The sequence below is a fragment of the Microbacterium cremeum genome, from assembly GCF_015277855.1.
GTDB lineage: Bacteria > Actinomycetota > Actinomycetes > Actinomycetales > Microbacteriaceae > Microbacterium > Microbacterium cremeum.
In genome coordinates this window covers 3,902,285-3,920,218 of record NZ_CP063812.1, presented here as the reverse complement: position 1 = coordinate 3,920,218, position 17,934 = coordinate 3,902,285, and the positions used below count along the sequence as shown (strand labels likewise).

The 17,934-nt window shown below is 69.8% G+C and carries 8 protein-coding genes; 5 read left to right on the top strand and 3 right to left on the bottom strand.

What is annotated here, in order from left to right; translation table 11 throughout:
* Positions 1-34: 34 nt before the first annotated feature.
* The 5 genes from cmtR (at position 35) to IM778_RS17335 (ending at position 16,025) form a co-directional block, all read left to right on the top strand.
* Positions 35-370, top strand: coding sequence for a Cd(II)/Pb(II)-sensing metalloregulatory transcriptional regulator CmtR (gene cmtR / locus IM778_RS17355; protein ID WP_273541851.1), 336 nt, complete (start codon positions 35-37; stop codon positions 368-370).
* 20 nt (positions 371-390) lie between these two features.
* The gene (locus IM778_RS17350) at positions 391-1,062 is read left to right on the top strand and encodes a cation efflux transmembrane domain-containing protein (protein WP_194411964.1); all 672 of its coding nucleotides are present in this window, start codon (positions 391-393) and stop codon (positions 1,060-1,062) included.
* A 182-nt stretch (positions 1,063-1,244) separates the two neighbouring features.
* Positions 1,245-8,669, top strand: coding sequence for a DUF7507 domain-containing protein (locus tag IM778_RS17345; protein ID WP_194410028.1), 7,425 nt, complete (start codon positions 1,245-1,247; stop codon positions 8,667-8,669).
* Between the two features lie 14 nt (positions 8,670-8,683).
* Positions 8,684-14,941: a DUF7507 domain-containing protein gene (locus tag IM778_RS17340; RefSeq protein WP_194410027.1), complete on the top strand. Its 6,258-nt coding sequence runs from the start codon at positions 8,684-8,686 to the stop codon at positions 14,939-14,941.
* Between the two features lie 103 nt (positions 14,942-15,044).
* Positions 15,045-16,025 carry a Gfo/Idh/MocA family protein gene (locus IM778_RS17335; RefSeq protein WP_194410026.1) on the top strand — a complete coding sequence of 327 codons (981 nt, stop codon included), beginning with the start codon at positions 15,045-15,047 and terminating at the stop codon, positions 16,023-16,025.
* Between the two features lie 12 nt (positions 16,026-16,037).
* Here the strand turns inward: IM778_RS17335 and IM778_RS17330 are convergent, their stop codons facing one another.
* The 3 genes from IM778_RS17330 to IM778_RS17320 form a co-directional block, all read right to left on the bottom strand.
* Positions 16,038-16,439: a DUF2255 family protein gene (locus IM778_RS17330; RefSeq protein ID WP_194410025.1), complete on the bottom strand. Its 402-nt coding sequence runs from the start codon at positions 16,437-16,439 to the stop codon at positions 16,038-16,040.
* A gap of 83 nt (positions 16,440-16,522) precedes the next feature.
* On the bottom strand, positions 16,523-17,533 hold the full coding sequence (locus tag IM778_RS17325; RefSeq protein WP_194410024.1) for a cation diffusion facilitator family transporter: 1,011 nt from the start codon (positions 17,531-17,533) through the stop codon (positions 16,523-16,525).
* Complete coding sequence (locus tag IM778_RS17320) at positions 17,530-17,874, bottom strand: ArsR/SmtB family transcription factor (protein ID WP_194410023.1); 345 nt, start codon at positions 17,872-17,874, stop codon at positions 17,530-17,532. The genes IM778_RS17325 and IM778_RS17320 overlap by 4 nt, the downstream gene beginning before the upstream one ends.
* Between the last annotated feature and the right edge of the window lie 60 nt (positions 17,875-17,934).

The window sequence follows — 17,934 nt, the reverse complement described above, 5'->3', positions numbered from 1 at the left end:
GCAGACGGGTCAGCCAAGACTGTATAGTCAGCGAGTGCTGACCATTGCTTCGCGCCTCGACGTGATGAACCGACTCGGCCGTGCGATGGCCGACCCGACGCGCTCCCGCATCCTGCTGACGCTGCTCGAGGGGCCCGGCTACCCGGCCGAGCTCGCCCGCGAACTCGGCCTCACGCGCACGAACGTCTCAAACCACCTCGCCTGTCTTCGCGGCTGCGGGCTCATCGTCGCCACGCCCGAAGGGCGGCGCACGCAGTACGAGACCGCCGATCCGCACCTCGCAGTCGGCATGCGACAGCTGCTCGAGGCCGTCGTCGCCGTGGACGAGGGTGCGCCGTGCCTCGACGTCGACTGCGAGTGCCACGCGTGACCGGCGGGCCCGCCACCCCGATGGCACTCAGCGCCGAGCGCCGCAGCGTCCTCCAGCGGCGGATCCGCTGGATCGTCGCGGCGACGATCGGCTACAACCTCGTCGAAGCCATCGTGGCGATCGCGGCCGGGACCGCGGCATCCTCCGTCGCCCTCATCGCCTTCGGACTGGACTCGACCATCGAGGTGCTCTCGGCGGCCGCCGTCGCCTGGCAGTTCACGCGTCGTCGACCGGAACGCTGGGAGAAGGGCACGCTGCGGGTCATCGCCGCCGCCTTCTTCGCGCTCGCGGCATACGTCACGGCGAGTTCACTGATCGCGCTGATCGCGCGCGTCGACGTCGAGCACTCGCCTCTCGGGATCGGCATCACGGCGCTCAGCGTCGTCGTCATGCCGTTCCTCTCCCTCGCCGAACGGCGTGCCGGGCGAGAACTCGGATCGGCGACGGCGGTCGCCGACTCGAAGCAGACTCTTCTCTGCGCCTACCTCTCTGTCGCCGTGCTCGTGGGACTCGTCCTCAACAGCGCATTCGGATGGTGGTGGGTCGACGCGATCGCCGGGCTCGTCATCGCGGGATTCGCGGTGCGGGAGGGCGTCGAGGCTTGGCGCGGCGACGCGTGCGCCACCTCGGTCGGAATGCTCCTCGACGACGAGGGCGACGAGGACGACGAGGACGACGAGGGCGAGCACTGAGGGCGAGCTCGCACCGCCCCGACCAGGCATTTCATTCCATCTAGGTGATGACCCCTCCTGGGGGGAGTGGCCACGGTGGATTCAAGCGCCGAAGCGTCGGCCCGTCGGGAAAGACTCAGGGGGTCCCCCGAAAGGCCGCAGCGAACCGCTCCACGGTTCGGGCGCGGACGGGGGTGGATGCTGTGAAGACACGTATCTCTACGGCAGCGGTCGCGGTGCTCGCACTGCTGCTGGGCGTACTGGCGCCGGTCGCGGTCCCCGCGGCGGTCGCAGGCCCGGGGAGCGCCATCAGCGGAGTCGTCTGGGCTGACGTCAATCGCGACGGCATGCGAACCGCGGATGAGGCCGTGAAGTCCGGCGTCACCGTCGAGCTGCTGTCGTCGCCGACCGGCCCGGTCGTCGCCACGACCACGTCCGCGGCGAACGGAGGCTACAGCTTCGCCAACGTCGCCGACGGCAGCTACCACGTGCGGGTGGTCGCGCCGGGCGCGCATCGCTTCCCCGACGTCGCCGAGGGGCAGAACGTGTTCGTGCGGGCCGAGGTGCCGACGGCCGGCAACCCCGAACGCGGAATCACCGGGCCGGTGACCATCACGGGTGCGACACAGGCGACGAGTCTGCACGCCGGCCTGCAGCCGATCGCGACCCTCGAGATCGACCGGCTCGAGATCCCGAACTCGTGCGAGGGCTACGCGACGACGGGCACCCCGCCCTTCGATGCGACCTCCGGACCGGGTCTGGACACCGGACCCGACAACTGCATCGTGCGCGTCGGCGACACGGTGCTGCAGAACTACTCGGTGTCGCTCACCGGGCTGCCGACGGGCGTGACCGTGCCGAACGTCGTGATCGAGATGACGATCAACCCCGTGCCGAACCCGAACGATCCGGGCGATGTCGCGGACTCGACCCTCCAGCTCGCCGGGCCCGGTACGAACGGACTGCCCGCGGGGTGCCTGGCGGCGGCGAACGGTGCGAACCCGGTGTCATCCGCGACGACCAACGCCGACGGCTCCATCACCGTCGTATGCAACCTCGGGCCGATGTCGTCGAACGTCGGCACCGTGCAACTGGCGTACCGGTTCGCCGACAACACGCCGATCCCGGGCTTCGCCGAGGTCACGGCCCACGCCTACACGGGCCAGGACGACGCCGCCGCATCGGGCACCGTCCAGGGTCCCGTGATCGAGGTCACCGGGACGGCGGAGTGGGAGGCGAAGAAGTCCCTGCAGGCCGGACCGTTCGCCTCGAGCCGCACCATCAACGGAGTACTCACGCCGGGATTCCGAGTGCAGTACTGGATCGACATCGACAACATCGGCGGCACCGGCGGGTCCGACCTGGAGTGGCCGATCAGCTTCACGGACCGGTTGACGAAGTTCCCGAACGCCGTCCTGTACCTGTGCGAGGATCGCCGCACCGACAACATCAGCGCCCGCAGCGGCTGGACCATCACCTGCCCGATCGATGAGGCGGCCGGCGCCGACGGCTGGCCGATGACCGTCAGCAAGCCCGCGAACTCGCCCTACGACAGCACACGCATCCTCGTGCACGTGTTCGTGCCCACGGCGGACGCGTACCGTTCGGTCGACCCGGCGTGGCAGCACGGTGACACTCCCCCCACCGGAACGGTGTCGTGGCAGAACAACGTGGAGGACACCGATGGCTGGCACATGATCGGGGGCCAGCTGAACAATCCGCCCGGCGGAGTCGGCCCCGGCTTCGAGGCCGGGTGGGACGGCACGATCGCGACCGGCGACAACGTCGTGCCCAGCCAGTTCAACATCACCGAGCCCCGCTGGGACTTGTCGAAGACCAACACCGGCAACGTCACGTTCGTCGATGGATCGCTCGACAACAACCCCCTGACTCCGCCGGTTCCCGGCTTCCAGGTCGTGTATCAGTTCAGGGTGGACGAGTCCAACGGCAACCTCCTCAGCACCAACCTCGACAACATCGCATTCAAGGACTTCATGCCGGACTGGCCGGATGCCGTGCTCACACAGTGCCTGTGGCACTCCGGCAACTTCAACACCGGCACGCCGACGTGTGAGACCGGGGTGCAGCCGGCCGACGGCTGGGATATGAGCTTCACCCCGAACGCCAACGGCAACAACACCAAGACCAACACGTGGCAGGCGTTCTTCTTCGTGCCGACGCCGACGGTGCCCGACCCGTGTCGCGCCAACGTGAGCGACACGCTCTCGTTCCGCAACGAGGCGCGGAGCACCGAGGGGTGGACGGCGGACGACTGGCCGATGAACAACACCGGGTTCGAGCCCGGCTGGGACGGCACGACCGCCACGGGCAACAACGTCTCGACGCGCACGTTCAACGTCCGCAGCACGGTCAGCGACTGCGGCACGCTCACGGGCAACAAGCAGTACGAGGGCATCGCGGGCGGCCTCACGAACTGGAACCAGTTCTCGATCGGCGACGTCGTCAACTCCCACGTGTGGACGACGGCGAGCACGACCCGGATCTCGGTGACAGACCCGGTGGTGTGCGACGTGTTCGACGTGTCGGTGTGGCGCGTCTCGGGCAACCCGCTGGCACCCATCACCGGCGCCGACCCCAATCCGCACCTCCAGGCGCGGACGGCGACGATGAACCCGGGCTTCGACCTCAACAACTACGTGATCGAGTACGGCGTCGGCTCCAACACGGTGGACACGCAGACCGGCACCGGCAACGGGCTGGACAACTCCCCGAACGTCACCGACGCCCGGCAGTGCCGTGACGACGAGGGCCCGTGGACCACGGATCCCGCGGCGACCTTCGGCGCCGACTGGCGTGACGAGGTGAACATGGTCCGCGTGAGCCCGATCAACGCCGGGCACGTGGAGGTCGGTCCGTTCACCCTCGGCCTGTACGTGCCGCTGCAGTCGCGCTGGCAGTACAACGGCGGCCCCAACGCGGGCGAGGACATCCCGCAGGGCGTGCTGCTGAACAACACCGGCAGCTGGCCCGAGACCAACCAGGACGGCGGCATCGTCTACGACGACGTCTCGCGCCAGCTCGCGGCGAACCTGCCGATCACGGGCTACAAGTACTTCACCAACGAGGCCGGCAACGCGTGGGCCGACAACACGACGGTCGCATCGGGCCAGCGAGTCCAGTCGTGGGCCGGCCTCGAGGTCGACTGGAACGGCATCCGCAACGCCGGGACGGCACGCGGCGTCCAGGCTCCCGGAGCAGAGGAGGCCATCGGATTCCCCGTCGACAACCCGATGGTGTGCGACACCTTCGACGTGTCGGTCTTCCAGCTCGACGGCCCCGCCTGGTTCACGGCGCAGGGCCGCGCCACCGCCTCCGAGTACGTCATCGAGTACGGCGTCGGCACCAACGCGGTCGACACCCAGGCGGGTGCGCCGGTCGGCGGGCTGTACCCGGTGGACCGGACCTCACTGCTCGGAGACAACAACGGATGCCGCGAGCACGACGGTCCGTGGCACACCGACGCCGCTCAGTTCGGCGCCGACTGGCGCGACCGGGTCAACATGGTGCGGATCCGCGCCGTGGAGCCCGACCACGTCGAGCACGCCGCGTTCCGGCTCGACCTGAAGATGTTCCTGCGGGCCCGCGGGTCGTACAACGGCGGTCCGAACGACGGCGAGCCGCTGCTGACGGGCATCCGCCTGTCGAACATCGGCGGCTGGTCCACGGGCCCCCGCGGTGATGGCTGGACCACGATGCAGCAGGAGCTCCGGTTCCAGGGTCTTCGCCTCATCGTCGCGAAGAACGTCGGGCAGGCGACGTACCTGCCGGGCCAGGACGCGATCTGGAATCTCAGCGTCGGCGTCAACAACGCCCCCATCGGCGCGATCGTCGAGAACCTGCGCCTCGTCGACACGGTGCCGATCGGCCTCATCTACAACGAGGCCTGCACGCAGAGCAGGCTCCCGGCCGGTGTGACCGTCAGCTACAACGCAGCGACCCGGGAGGTCACGTTCGTCCTCGGCGACATCACCACGACCGCGGCGAACTACTGGATCCGCACCGGCGCCACCGCCCTTCAGCTGTGCGCGACGCTCGAGACGGTCGCACAGCCCGGTGACACCTACGTCAACCAGGTGCAGGCGTTCTCGAACAGCGCCGAGAACGCGCCGACGGCGACGGCGACCACCACCGCGACCGGGTCGGGCCAGCTGGGCCTGGTCAAGAACGTCGACAAGGCGTTCGTGGCCAGCGGCGAGACGTACACCTGGTCGCTGGACTGGGCGAACACCTCGACGGTCATCTCGTTCCAGCCGACCGACCTCATCGACGTGCTGCCGTGGAACGGCGACGGCGACCCGGCGGCGGGCTCGGCCCGCGGTCAGTACGCATCGGCCTACGAGGGTCTCTCGGAGCTGACCGGACCGCTCGCGCAGCCCATGTATGTCCGTGGTGGCATGGGCGAGGTCGCCGGCACGTGGTACTACTCCGTCGCGGATCCGTCGACGTTGAACCACGACCCGCGTGATGCTTCGAACGCGGACCCCGCCGCGCCGGGCGGCACCTGGCGGACCGCCGCCGAGATCACCGACTTCGCCGACGTGACGGCGGTGCGGTTCGTCGCCACCGAGTGGCTCGGCACGGGGGCGCGCGTGCGCGCTCTGATCCCGATGGTGTCGACCAGCGACGACCTCAACAACGTCTATGTCAACCGCGCGATGATCTTCTCGGGCACCTTCCCCAACCAGCCTCTGCTGTCGAACGAGCCGTACGTGCTGATGCCGGGGTTCACGCTCGGCGACCTCGTGTGGCTCGACCGCAACGGCAACGGCCGATTCGATGGGGAGGAGCAGGGCATCGCCGGCGTCGACATCGAGGTGCGGAACCAGGACGGCGATGTCGTCGCGACCACGACGACCGATGCGCAGGGTCGCTGGTCGGTGACGAGGATCCCCGCAGGCGTGTACACGGTGCACATCCCTGCCGAGATGTTCGGCGACGGCGGACCGCTCGAGACCTACGTGGTCCGCACCGTCGGATCGGGCAGCTCCGACATTCCGAACGAGAACAGCGACAACAACAACACTGCGACGCCCGATCCCCGCGCGACGGGTCTCACGAGCACGCCCGTGACGCTGGCCTACCGCTACGAGGACGATCGCCTCATCGGTGCCGACGGCCCGTCGGGCGACGATGTGGCGCAGCTCGCCCCGCCTCTCTTCCCGGACGCCTTCAGCACGTTCACGGTGGACCTGGCTCTGCTCCCGGGGCCGTCGGTCGACATCGAGAAGTCGACGAACGGGCAGGATGCCGACACCCCGACCGGCCCGAACGTCGCGGTGGGCGGCGAGGTGCGGTGGACGTACGTCGTCACCAACACCGGTGACGTCGATCTCACGAACGTGACGGTGACCGACGACCAGGTCGACGACGCCGCCATCGACTGCGACGGCACCGGCAGCAATGTGGTTCCGGGCCCGCTCGCCCCCGAGGCATCCTTCACCTGCGTCGCGACCGGCACGGCGACGCCGGGGCAGTATGCGAACACCGGCACCGTGACCGGCTTCGACCCCGCCCAGGTGGCGGTGACGGACGAGGATCCTTCTCACTACTTCGGCGCCGAGCCCTCGGTCGACATCGAGAAGGCGACGAACGGGCAGGATGCCGACACCCCGACCGGCCCGCTGGTCACCGTCGGCGGTGCCGTGCGGTGGACGTACGTCGTCACCAACACCGGCAACGTCCCACTCACGAACATCACGATGACCGACGACATGGTCGCCGCCGAAGACATCGACTGCGCCGGGTCGGGCAGCAATGTCGTCGCCGGCCCGCTCGCGGCCGGGGCATCCGTCACCTGCGTGGCGAACGGCACCGCCGACACCGGCCAGTACGCGAACCTCGGAACCGTCGTCGCCAGCGGGCCCGAGACGACCGACGTCGACGGGAACCCGGTCGCCGCCGACGAGGTGGGCGACGAGGATCTGTCGCACTACCTCGGGATCCAGCCCGCCGTCGAGCTCGAGAAGGCGACGAACGGGCAGGATGCCGACACTCCGACCGGCCCGAACGTGGCCGCCGGCGGTGACGTGCGGTGGACGTACGTGGTGACGAACACCGGTGACACCGCGCTCACCGACGTCACGGTGACCGATGACCGGATCGCCGCCGCCGACATCGACTGCGACGACACCGGCTCGAACGTGATCCCCGGTCCGCTCGCGCCGGGCGCGTCCTTCACGTGCGTCGCCGAGGCCACGGCGGTCGAGGGTCAGTACGCGAACCTCGGGACGGTGACGGGCACCGCGCCCGCCACGACGGACGTCGACGGGAACACGGTCGCCGGACAGCAGGTGAACGACGACGATCCGTCGCACTACTTCGGCATCGCGCCGGGCATCGACATCGAGAAGGCCACCAACGGGCAGGATGCCGACACTCCGACCGGCCCGTTCGTCGCCGTCGGCGGTGACGTGCGGTGGACGTACGTGGTGACCAACACCGGCAACGTCCCGCTCACCGACGTCACGGTCACCGACGACCAGGTCGCCGCGGCCGACATCGACTGCGCCGGGACGGGCAGCAATGTGATTCCGGGACCGCTCGAGGCCGAGGCATCCGTCACCTGCGTCGCGACCGGCACGGCGACCGCCGGCCAGTACGCGAACCTGGGTTCGGTCACCGGCGTCGGGCCGCAGACGACGGATGTCAACGGCAACCCGGTGACGGGCGTCACGGTCGACGACGAGGATGCCTCGCACTACTTCGGCGCCTCCCCCGCCGTCGACATCGAGAAGTCCACGAACGGCGAGGACGCCGACGAGCCGACCGGGCCCTTCGTGCCCGTCGGCGGCACGGTCGAGTGGAGGTACGTCGTCACCAACACGGGCGACGTGCCGCTGACGAACGTCACGGTGACCGACGACATGATCGCCGCCTCCGAGATCGATTGCGCCGAGACGGGGACCAATGTGATCCCCGGCACGCTCGCACCCGGCGACGGGTACGTCTGCCTCGCGACCGGCACCGCGGTGCCCGGGCAGTACGCCAACCTCGGCACCGTGACCGGGACCGGCCCCGACACCACAGGCGTCGACGGCGGCATCGTCCCCGGCGACCCGGTGACCGACGGCGACCTGTCGCACTACTTCGGCGCCGACCCGGCGGTCGACATCGAGAAGAGTACGAACGGGCAGGATGCCGACACCGCGCCGGGTGTGGCGCTCGCGGTCGGCGCCGTCGTGGAGTGGACGTACGTCGTGACGAACACGGGCAACGTCCCCCTCACGAACCTCACCGTGACCGACGACAGGATCGCCGCGTCCGAGATCTGGTGCGGCGACACCGAGTCGAACGTCGTGGCCGGACCACTGGAACCCGGTGAGTCGTTCACGTGCAACGCGTTCGGGGTCGCCGTCGCGGGCCAGTACGTCAACGTCGGCGGGGTCTCCGCAGAGGTCCCGGCCCTCGGCACCACCGTGACCGACGACGACCTGTCGCACTACATCGCGCCGGCTCCGTCGGCCACGCCGCCCCCGCCGGTACCGCCGGCGCCGGCCGCTCTGCCCGCGACCGGCGGCTCGCTGCCCGTCCTGCCGATCGTCGGCGGGGCACTGGTGATCCTGCTCGGACTGATGCTCGTCGCCACCGGCCGCCGCCGGAGGGCGTGAGAACGGAGAACGTCGTGAAGAGACGTTCACAGGTCACGCTGCTGGTGGTGGCGGCGTTGATCGCCGGGGTGGTGGCGCCGTCCGCTGCGATCGCGGGCCCCGGCAGCATCGTCAGCGGCATCGTGTGGGCCGACACGAACCGTGACGGCGTACGCCAGCCGACCGAGCCGGCACGGGCCGGGGTCACGGTGCAGCTCCTCACGGCACCCGGCGGCGCGGTCGCCGCCACGACGACCACGAACGCCAGTGGCGCGTACTCGTTCGCGAACGCGGCGGACGGCGACTACATCGTGCGCGTGGATGCCCCCGGTGCGTTCGTCTTCCCGGCGACCGCCACCGGACAGAACGACTTCGTCCGCGAAGGTCAGCCCCTCCCGGGTCAGCCCGAGCGGGGCGTGACCGCCGCCTTCCCCATCACGGGTGCGGGCCAGGTGACAGGAGTGGACGCCGGCATGCAGCCGATCGCCACCCTCCAGCTCGCCCGCCTCCCGATGGCCGACGCCTGCGAAGGGTTCGCGCGGACGGGCACGCCTCCCTTCGACGCGACCGACGGTCCGGGCCTCGACAGCAGCAGCGCCAACTGCATCGTCCGCACCGGCGACACGGTGATGCAGCAGTACGGCGTGTCGTTGACGGGGCTTCCCACCGGCACGTCGGTGCCGAACGTCGTCGTGGAGTTCCGGGTCTCCTCGCCCGACGGTGCGAGGCTCGCGCTGGTGGGCCCGGGCGTCAACGGCATCCCGTCCGAGTGCCTGACGGCGGCGACCGGCGCGAATCCGCCGTCGTCCCGCACGATCAACGCGGACGGGTCGATCACCGTGCGCTGCAATGTGGGAACGCTGTCGTCGACCGCAGCAGGGATCCCGCTCTCCTACGAGATGACCGAGGCATCCCCGATTCCGTCGCACGCCCTGATCGAGGCGGTCGCCTATGCCGGCGGAGGTGACGCCGGCGTGTCGAGTCCCGTCGCCGGGCCGATCGTCGAGGTGACCGGCCGCGCCGACTGGGACCTCGTGAAGAACCTGTATCCGACGAACCAGTACCACCAGGCCGGCCCGGACTACCGAGCGATCGAGGTCGCCGGCGTCGGAACACTCGAGGGCTACGTCGTCAGATACCAGTTCGACATCCGCGACCTGACGGACGGGCTCGGCGGCGGCCAGCTCCAGTGGCCGGTGACGTTCACCGACGTGATGCCGGACTTCCCGAACGCCCGGATCCTCGAGTGCCGCAACACGAACCTGAGCGACCGCGCCGGCCGTTCGTTCTGGACGCTCGGCTGCCCCGCCGTGACCGAGACGCAGGGCGCCGACGGGTGGCAGCTGAGCATCTCGCCGAACTTCGCCAGCAACCCGGACCTCACCGAAGGTCACATGGTGATGACGGTGTTCCTCCCCGTCGATGAGATGAACCGCGCGATCGACCCGTCGTGGCAGCCCGGCGATCCGTTCGCGACGGGGGATGTCGTCTTCGACAACGTCGCCGCGGGCACCGACCACTGGACGATGAACGGCGGTCAACCCAACACGGGCGAGGATCCCGCGAACAACACGGCCACCGTCACCGGCGCGGCCGCGGCGCCGCGCTGGGACCTGGTGAAGGATGTCTCGAACACGATCACCTTCGCCGAGCGACAGATCGATGGCGTCCCGACCGAAGGCTACGACGTGCTGTTCGCCCTGACGGTGATCGACCTCGCCGGCGCCGGCAACATCGCTCCGTGGTTGGACCGGCCGGTGGCGTTCAAAGACCGCTTCGTCAGTCATCCCGGCTCCTACCTGATCGAGTGCACGCAGCGAGCAGTCGGCACGGGTGGCGCGACGGCCACACCGACGTGCGAGACAGGTCTCCAGCCTGCCGAGGGATGGGACATGAGCCTCGTGCCCACGGAGTGGGGCCTTGAGAGCCGGCGCGGCGACTTCTGGGCGCGGGTCTTCATCCCGATGGATGCGATGGAGCTCGACCCGTGCGCGGCGGCGAACCCGCAACTGCACGTCAGGAACGAGGCGATCGACTCCAACGGCTGGACCGCGGGCGGCGCGCCCAACTACAACTTCGGCACCGGATTCGAGCCGGGCTGGGACGGCACCGTAGCCACCGGCAACAACCTCGTGAATCGCACGATCAACGTTCCGCCCGCGGCCTGTGGCACATTGGCGGGCGACAAAGGGTACTTCCGCGTTGCGGGGCAGGCTCCGATCACGCCCGCGTTCGCCGGCCATATCGTCGGATCGCAGGTGCTGGCCACGGCGAACAACGACCGCGTCCGCGTTCCGAACTTCCAGCTGTGCGATGTCTTCGACGTCTCGGTGTTCCGGCTCACCGGCGAAGCGTGGATGCTGGAACGACCGGAGTGGCCGAACCCCGGGGCGTACGTCATCGAGTACGCAGTCGGGCCGAACGAGGTCGACACCCAAGCCGGCCCGATCACCGGCGGGCTCTATCCGATCAACTCGTCCTCGGTGCGAACAGCCGCGACCCAATGTCGTGACGACGGGACGATCGCCTGGTCGTCCGATCCCGGCGCCGACTTCGGGCCGGCCTGGCAGGACAGCGTCAACATGGTGCGGATGCGGCCGATCGACCCGGCCCACGTCGAGGTCGGCCCGTTCTCGGCGCATCTGCAGATGCACCTCCAGGTGCGCGAGTCCTACAACGGCGGGCCGAACGCAGGCGAGCAGATCCCGACGGGCGTCCGCCTGACCAACGTCGGAGGCTGGCCGACGGGGCGCACCGGGTCCTCCTGGAACACGGTCGCGCGCGAGATCACCTTCTCGGGCATGCTCCTGGGCGTCGCGAAATCGGTCACGCCGACCCAATACCTGCCGGGCACGAGTCCGGTCTGGGACCTGTCGGTGTCGATCGACCGCGCCACGATCGGATCGACCATGCGGAATCTGCGCATCGTCGACACGCTCCCGGCGGATCTTCACTTCGATCTCCCGTGCACGCAAGGCCTGCTCCCGGCGGGCGTGGCGGTGAGCTACGACTCGCAGACACGGCGGGTGACCTTCCAGGCCGGCGACATCCCGCTCGTGAATGCGCCCACGCAGGTCGTGTTCGGCCCCAATGCGAACGCAACGCACGGGCGGCTGCGCATCTGCACGACCATCGACTCTCTGGCCCAGCCCGGCGACACCCACGTGAATCGCGTCCAGGCGCTCGCCGACAACGCCGAGAACGCCCCGACCGCCCAGGCCACGATCCAGGTCGTAGGCTCCGGTCAGCTGGGCATCACCAAAGCCGTCGACAAGCCGTTCGTCGCGTCGGGCGAGGACTACACGTGGTCGCTGGACTGGGGGAACACGTCCACCTCGATCTCGTTCCTGGCGCCCGATGTGATCGACGTCCTCCCGTGGAACGGGGACGGGGATCCGGCATCCGGCTCGGCACGTTCCCAGTTCCCGTCCGAGTACACCGGGCTGGCGCAGCTGACGGGGCCCCTCACGGCGCCGACGTACATCCGGGGCGGCACCGGCGCCGTCGCGGGAGCGTGGTTCTACTCGACCGCCGATCCCTCGACGATCACCCATGACCCGCGCAGCCCGGCCAACGCCGATCCGGCGGCACCGGGTGGTCTCTGGCAGACCGAGGGCGAGATCGCCGCCGGAGCCGGATTCGGTGCGGTCACGGCGATCCGGTTCGTCTCGGGCTCTGCCCTTCCGGTGCAGTCGCGCGTGCGAGCCGTGGTCGGAGCGGTTTCGACGAGCAACGACCTCGACAACGTCTACGTGAACCGGGCGATGATCTTCTCGCCCTCCTTCCCCGACCAGCCGCTGCTCTCCAACGAGCCGTACGTGCTGATGCCCGGGTTCACGCTCGGCGATCTGGTCTGGATCGACCGGAACGGCAACGGCCGGTTCGACGCGGGTGAGCAGGGGGTCGCGGGCGTCACGGTCCAGGTCATGGACGACACCGGATCCGTCGTCGCGACACGCGTCACCGACGCCGACGGCCGCTGGTCGGCGGCCGCCCTTCCGGCGGGGACCTACACCGCGCACATCCCGCCGTCGATGTTCGCCGACGGCGCGCCGCTTGCCGAGCATCTCGTGCGGCTCGTGGCGTCCCGGCCGGATCAGGACGTGAACGAGAACGCCGACAACAACAACACCGCCAGTCCCGACCCGACGGTGACCGGGTTGACGAGCACGCCCGTCACACTCGCGTACATCTACGACGACGGGCTCCTCGAGAGCGGCAACGGCCCGCTCGGTGACAACGTGGCGGGTCTGGGCAGTGACATCATCCCCGACGTCTTCACGAACTTCACCGTCGACCTCGCGCTCATGCCTGCGCCGGGCATCGACATCGAGAAGGCGACGAACGGGCAGGATGCCGATACCGTGTCGGGGCCGGCTGTCACGGTGGGCGGCGACGTGCGCTGGACGTACGTGGTGACCAACACCGGCGGGGTCGACCTCACGAACGTGACGGTGACCGACGACGTGGTGGACGACTCGACCATCGACTGCGACGGGACCGGCGGAAACCTCGTCCCGGGCCCGGTCGCCCCGGAGGCATCCTTCACCTGCGTCGCCACCGGCACGGCGACGGCGGGGCAGTATGCGAACACCGGAACGGTGACCGGGCTGGATCCCACCCAGGTGGAGGTCACCGACGAGGATCCGTCGCACTACTTCGGCGTCCAGCCCGCGATCGACATCGAGAAGGCCACGAACGGGCAGGATGCCGACACCCCGACCGGCCCGCTGGTCACGGTCGGCGGGGCCGTGCGATGGACGTATGTGATCACCAACACCGGCAACGCCGCATTGACGAACGTGACTGTGACCGACGACCAGGTGCCCGCGGCCGACATCGACTGCGAAGGCACCGGCGGCAATGTGATCGCGGGCCCGCTCGAGCCCGAGGCGTCCTTCACGTGCGTCGCCACCGGCACCGCGACCGCCGGCCAGTACGCCAACACGGGCACGGTGATCGGCACGGGGCCCGTGACGACCGACGTCGACGGCGACACCGTCGCAGGTGCCGAGGTCACGGATGCCGACCCGTCGCACTACTTCGGCGTGCAGCCGGCGGTCGATATCGAGAAGGCGACGAACGGGCAGGACGCCGACACCGCGCCGGGAGTGCAGACCTACGACGGTGCGGTGGTGACCTGGACGTATGCCGTGACGAACACGGGCAATGCGCCTCTCACGAACGTCACCGTGACGGACGACATGCTCGCGGCGGGCGACATCGACTGCGACGGAACCGGCTCGAACGTCGTCCCCGGCCCGCTCGCGGCAGGCGGGACGTTCGAGTGCGTCGCGACCGGCACGGCGGTCCGCGGACAGTACGCGAACCTCGGCACCGTGGTCGGCACCGGGCCCGAGACCACCGACGTCGACGGTGAACCGGAGGCGGGGGACGAGGTGACGGACGACGACCCGTCCCACTACTTCGGGCACTTCGGCGCGATCGACATCGAGAAGTCGACCAACGGTGAGGATGCCGACGAACCGACCGGACCCTACGTTCCGGTCGGCGGTGGAGTCGAGTGGACGTATGTCGTCACGAACACCGGCACGGTGGATCTCTCCGACGTCACCGTCACCGACGACATGGTCGCGGCGACGGAGATCGACTGCGCCGGGACGGGGAGCAATGTGATTCCCGGTCCGCTCGCACCCGAGGCATCCTTCACGTGCGTCGCCACGGGCACCGCGATCGCGGGCCAATACGCCAACATGAGCGACGTCATCGGCGAGGCGCCCGATCTGCCGAACCCCGATGATCCCGAGCAACCGTTCACGGTGACCGACGACGACCCGTCGCACTACTTCGGCGCGGCACCAGCGGTCGATATCGAGAAGGCGACGAACGGGCACGACGCCGACACCGCGCCGGGCGTCGCCCTCGGGGTCGGGGCGGTCGTGGAGTGGACCTACGTGGTCACGAACACGGGGAACGTCCCGCTCACGGACGTGACGGTCACCGACGACCGGGTCGCCGCATCGGAGATCTGGTGCGCCGGATCGCCGTCGAACGTCGTGGCGGGGCCGCTCGCGCCCGGTGAGTCGTTCACGTGCAATGCGCTGGGGGTCGCGGTCGCCGGCCCGTATGCGAACACGGGCTCGGTCACGGCGAACGTCCCGAGTGTGGGGGGCGCGGTCACCGACGACGACCCGTCTCACTATCTCGCTTCGGCACCCGCCGGACTCCCGGTCACGGGCGCCGCCCTGCCGATCGTCACACTGGCGGCCGGCACGCTGCTGAGCCTGCTCGGGCTGCTGCTGGTCGCCGCCACCCGCCGCCGGAGGACGTGACCTTCACCGACCGACGCCCGGCCTCGCGACGCGGTTCGCGGGGCCGGGCTTCGCCCGTCGTCGCTCTTGCGGCTAGCCTGCGTCACAGGAAGGAGAGCGGCCGATGATCAGACTCGCGACGATCGGCACGAGCGCGATCGTGCGCACGTTCCTCGGGGTGCTGCGCGGAGTCGACGGCATCGCCGCGACCGTCGCGTACTCGCGCGACCTCGGCCGGGCACACGAGTTCGCCGCCGAGAACGGGGTGGCCGGGGCATCCGCCGATCTCGACGCCCTGCTCACGTCGGGCGAGGTCGATGCGTTCTACATCGCGTCGCCCAATGCCGTGCACCACGCCCAGGCGCGGCAGGTGCTGCGAGCCGGTCGTCACGCGTTCATCGAGAAGCCGGCGACGCTCACGGCAGCCGAGTTCGCCGAGCTCATCGACGACGCGGCCGCGCACGGCGCCGTCGTGTTCGAGGCGATGCGCAGCGCGTACGACCCCGCGTTCGACCTCGTCCGCCGGCTGCTGCCCGAGCTCGGCGCCGTACGCGCAGCGTCGCTGTCGTATTGTCAGCGCTCGGCGCGCTACGACCGCGTGCTCTCCGGCGAGCGCGTGAACATCTTCGATCCGGCGCTCGGTGGCGGCGCCCTCAACGACCTCGGCGTGTACGCGGTCAGTGCGCTCGTCGACCTCTTCGGAGAGCCGGAGGATGCCGCGGCCGTCACGATCCCCCTGGCCTCGGGCGCCGACGGGGCCGGTGCGGCTCTGCTGCGCTACGACGGGTTCGCCGCCCAGGTGGCGTACTCGAAGATCACGGCGTCATCGCGGCCGAGCGAGATCCAGGGCGAGCGGGCCACCCTGGAGATCGACCACATCGCGGCGCCCGCACAGCTGACGCTCCGGCGCATCGACGGCACGGCCGACGTTCACGTGCTCCGCGATGCGGCGGTGAACACCGGGGCCCCCGAGCTCAATATGCAGTTCGAGATCCGGCGCTTCCTCGACCTCGTGGCAGGGGCCGATGCCGCGCCCGACCACGCTCGTACCCTGGCGGTGCTGCGCACCGTCGAGCGCATCCGCGCGCAGTCGCAACCGGCGTAGCGCCGGGTCCGATCAGCGGGGGTCGAGACGAAGGGTGGCCTCGTGGCTCACCGGGCCGACCACCGTGCCCACGATCGCGGGCCCGTGACGGTCGTACTTCGCGTGGAATGCGGCATCCACCGCCTGCTGCACGACGGCGTCGCCGGGATCGATGCGGGTGAACGACACCTCGCGGTCGACGCCGCCCGCCTGGATGCGCCCGATGCCCGACGAGACGGCGCGGCGGAACCACGGGTTGCCGGTGCCGTACGCCGAGCGGATGTAGAGGTGGTCGCCCACGCGCACGCCCCAGATCGTCACGAACGGCCGGTCGGTGCCGTCGGGGCGAGTGGACGAGACCTGCAGCTCTTCGGCTCCTCCGATGCGCTCCAGCTCGTCAGGGGTGAACGGTCCTGCGGACGTCGACTGCGACATGGCGTTTCCTCCTCGCACCGCAGCCAGTCAACTCCACGTCGAGGGGGTGCAGGGCCGTTTCGCCCCTACTGTCTCTACTGCCCCTACTGCTCCGGCGGTTCCGCGAATCCGGCCACGAGCGTTCGCACGGGGAACGCGTCGACCTGCGGCAGGTGATGGCGGACGGATGCCTCGGCACGGGCCGCGATCGCGTTCGCCTCGTGCAGCGGCACGTCGCCGATGCGGACGACGGCGTCGCCCTGCAGCCGGTGCCCGGCCCAGCGCAGCCGCACCTCGTCGATCGAGACCACTTCGGGCATGTGCTCGAGCGCGTGCTGCGCCTCGTCCACGAGCTCGGGTTCGACCCCGTCCATCAGCCGGCGGCCCACGCTGCGGACGGTGCCGATCAGGAGCACGAAGATCGCGGCCGAGATCACGAGTCCGACGATCGGGTCGGCCAGCGGCATGCCCAGCAGCACGCCGACGCCGCCGACCACGACGGCGAGCGACGTGAAGCCGTCGGTGCGCGCGTGCACGCCGTCGGCCACCAGGGCTGCCGACCCGATCCGGCGGCCCACCCGGATGCGGTAGACCGCGACGGCCTCGTTGCCGACGAAACCGACGACACCGGCTGCGATCACCCACCCCAGGTGGTCGAGCGGCTGGGGGTGGACGATTCGGTCGATCGCCTGCCATGCCGCGACGACCGCCGACAGCGCCACGACCGCGACGATGAAGAGCCCCGCGAGGTCTTCGGCGCGGTGCAGTCCGAACGTGTAGCGGCGCGTCGCCGCGCGCCGCCCGAGCGCGAACGCGATCCACAACGGCACGGCGGTGAGCGCGTCGGCGAAGTTGTGCACGGTGTCGGCCAGCAGTGCAACCGAGCCGCTGAACCACACCACGACCGCCTGCAGCGCCGTCGTGATCAGCAGCACGACGAGGCTGATCTTGACCGCGCGGATGCCGTCGACGCTCGCCGCCATCGCGTCGTCGACCGAGTCGGCCGCATCGTGCGAGTGCGGCACGAGGATGCCGTGGAGCGCGCCGCGGAGCCCCGACGGATGCCGGTGCCCGTGGTCGTGGGCGTGGCCGTGGCTGTGTGCGTGCCCGGTCATGTGTGGTGCCGGGGAGTCTCTTCGACGGAGTGCTCGGCCTGGCGGATCGCCTCGACGACGAGTCGCGTGGCGTGCTCGTCGCTGAGGCGGTAGAACATGCGGTTGCCGTCCTGCCGGACGCGCACGATCTTGCCCCAGCGCAGCTTCGCAAGGTGCTGCGAGACCGCCGCCGGCGTGCGCTCCACCGCCTCGGCGAGGCTGTTCACCGACAGCTCGCCGTCGCGCAGGGCGAGCACGATCCGGATCCGCGTGGCGTCGGCGAGGAGCCGGAACACCTCGACGGCGACCTCGACGTAGGTGTTGTCAGGTCCGAGGTCAGCTGGCTCCGTATCTACGTGCATACGCAGATACTAATAGCTTGGGACGAGGAGGGGACCGGCGTCCTCAACGGCGTGCCCACG

Bases quoted from the DNA above. Each gene is read 5' to 3' on its own strand.
- IM778_RS17350 (WP_194411964.1), top strand. From the start codon at position 391: ATGGCACTCAGCGCCGAGCGCCGCAGCGTCCTCCAGCGGCGGATCCGC.
- IM778_RS17335 (WP_194410026.1), top strand. From the start codon at position 15,045: ATGATCAGACTCGCGACGATCGGCACGAGCGCGATCGTGCGCACGTTC.
- IM778_RS17330 (WP_194410025.1), bottom strand. From the start codon at position 16,439: ATGTCGCAGTCGACGTCCGCAGGACCGTTCACCCCTGACGAGCTGGAG.
- IM778_RS17325 (WP_194410024.1), bottom strand. From the start codon at position 17,533: ATGACCGGGCACGCACACAGCCACGGCCACGCCCACGACCACGGGCAC.
- IM778_RS17320 (WP_194410023.1), bottom strand. From the start codon at position 17,874: ATGCACGTAGATACGGAGCCAGCTGACCTCGGACCTGACAACACCTAC.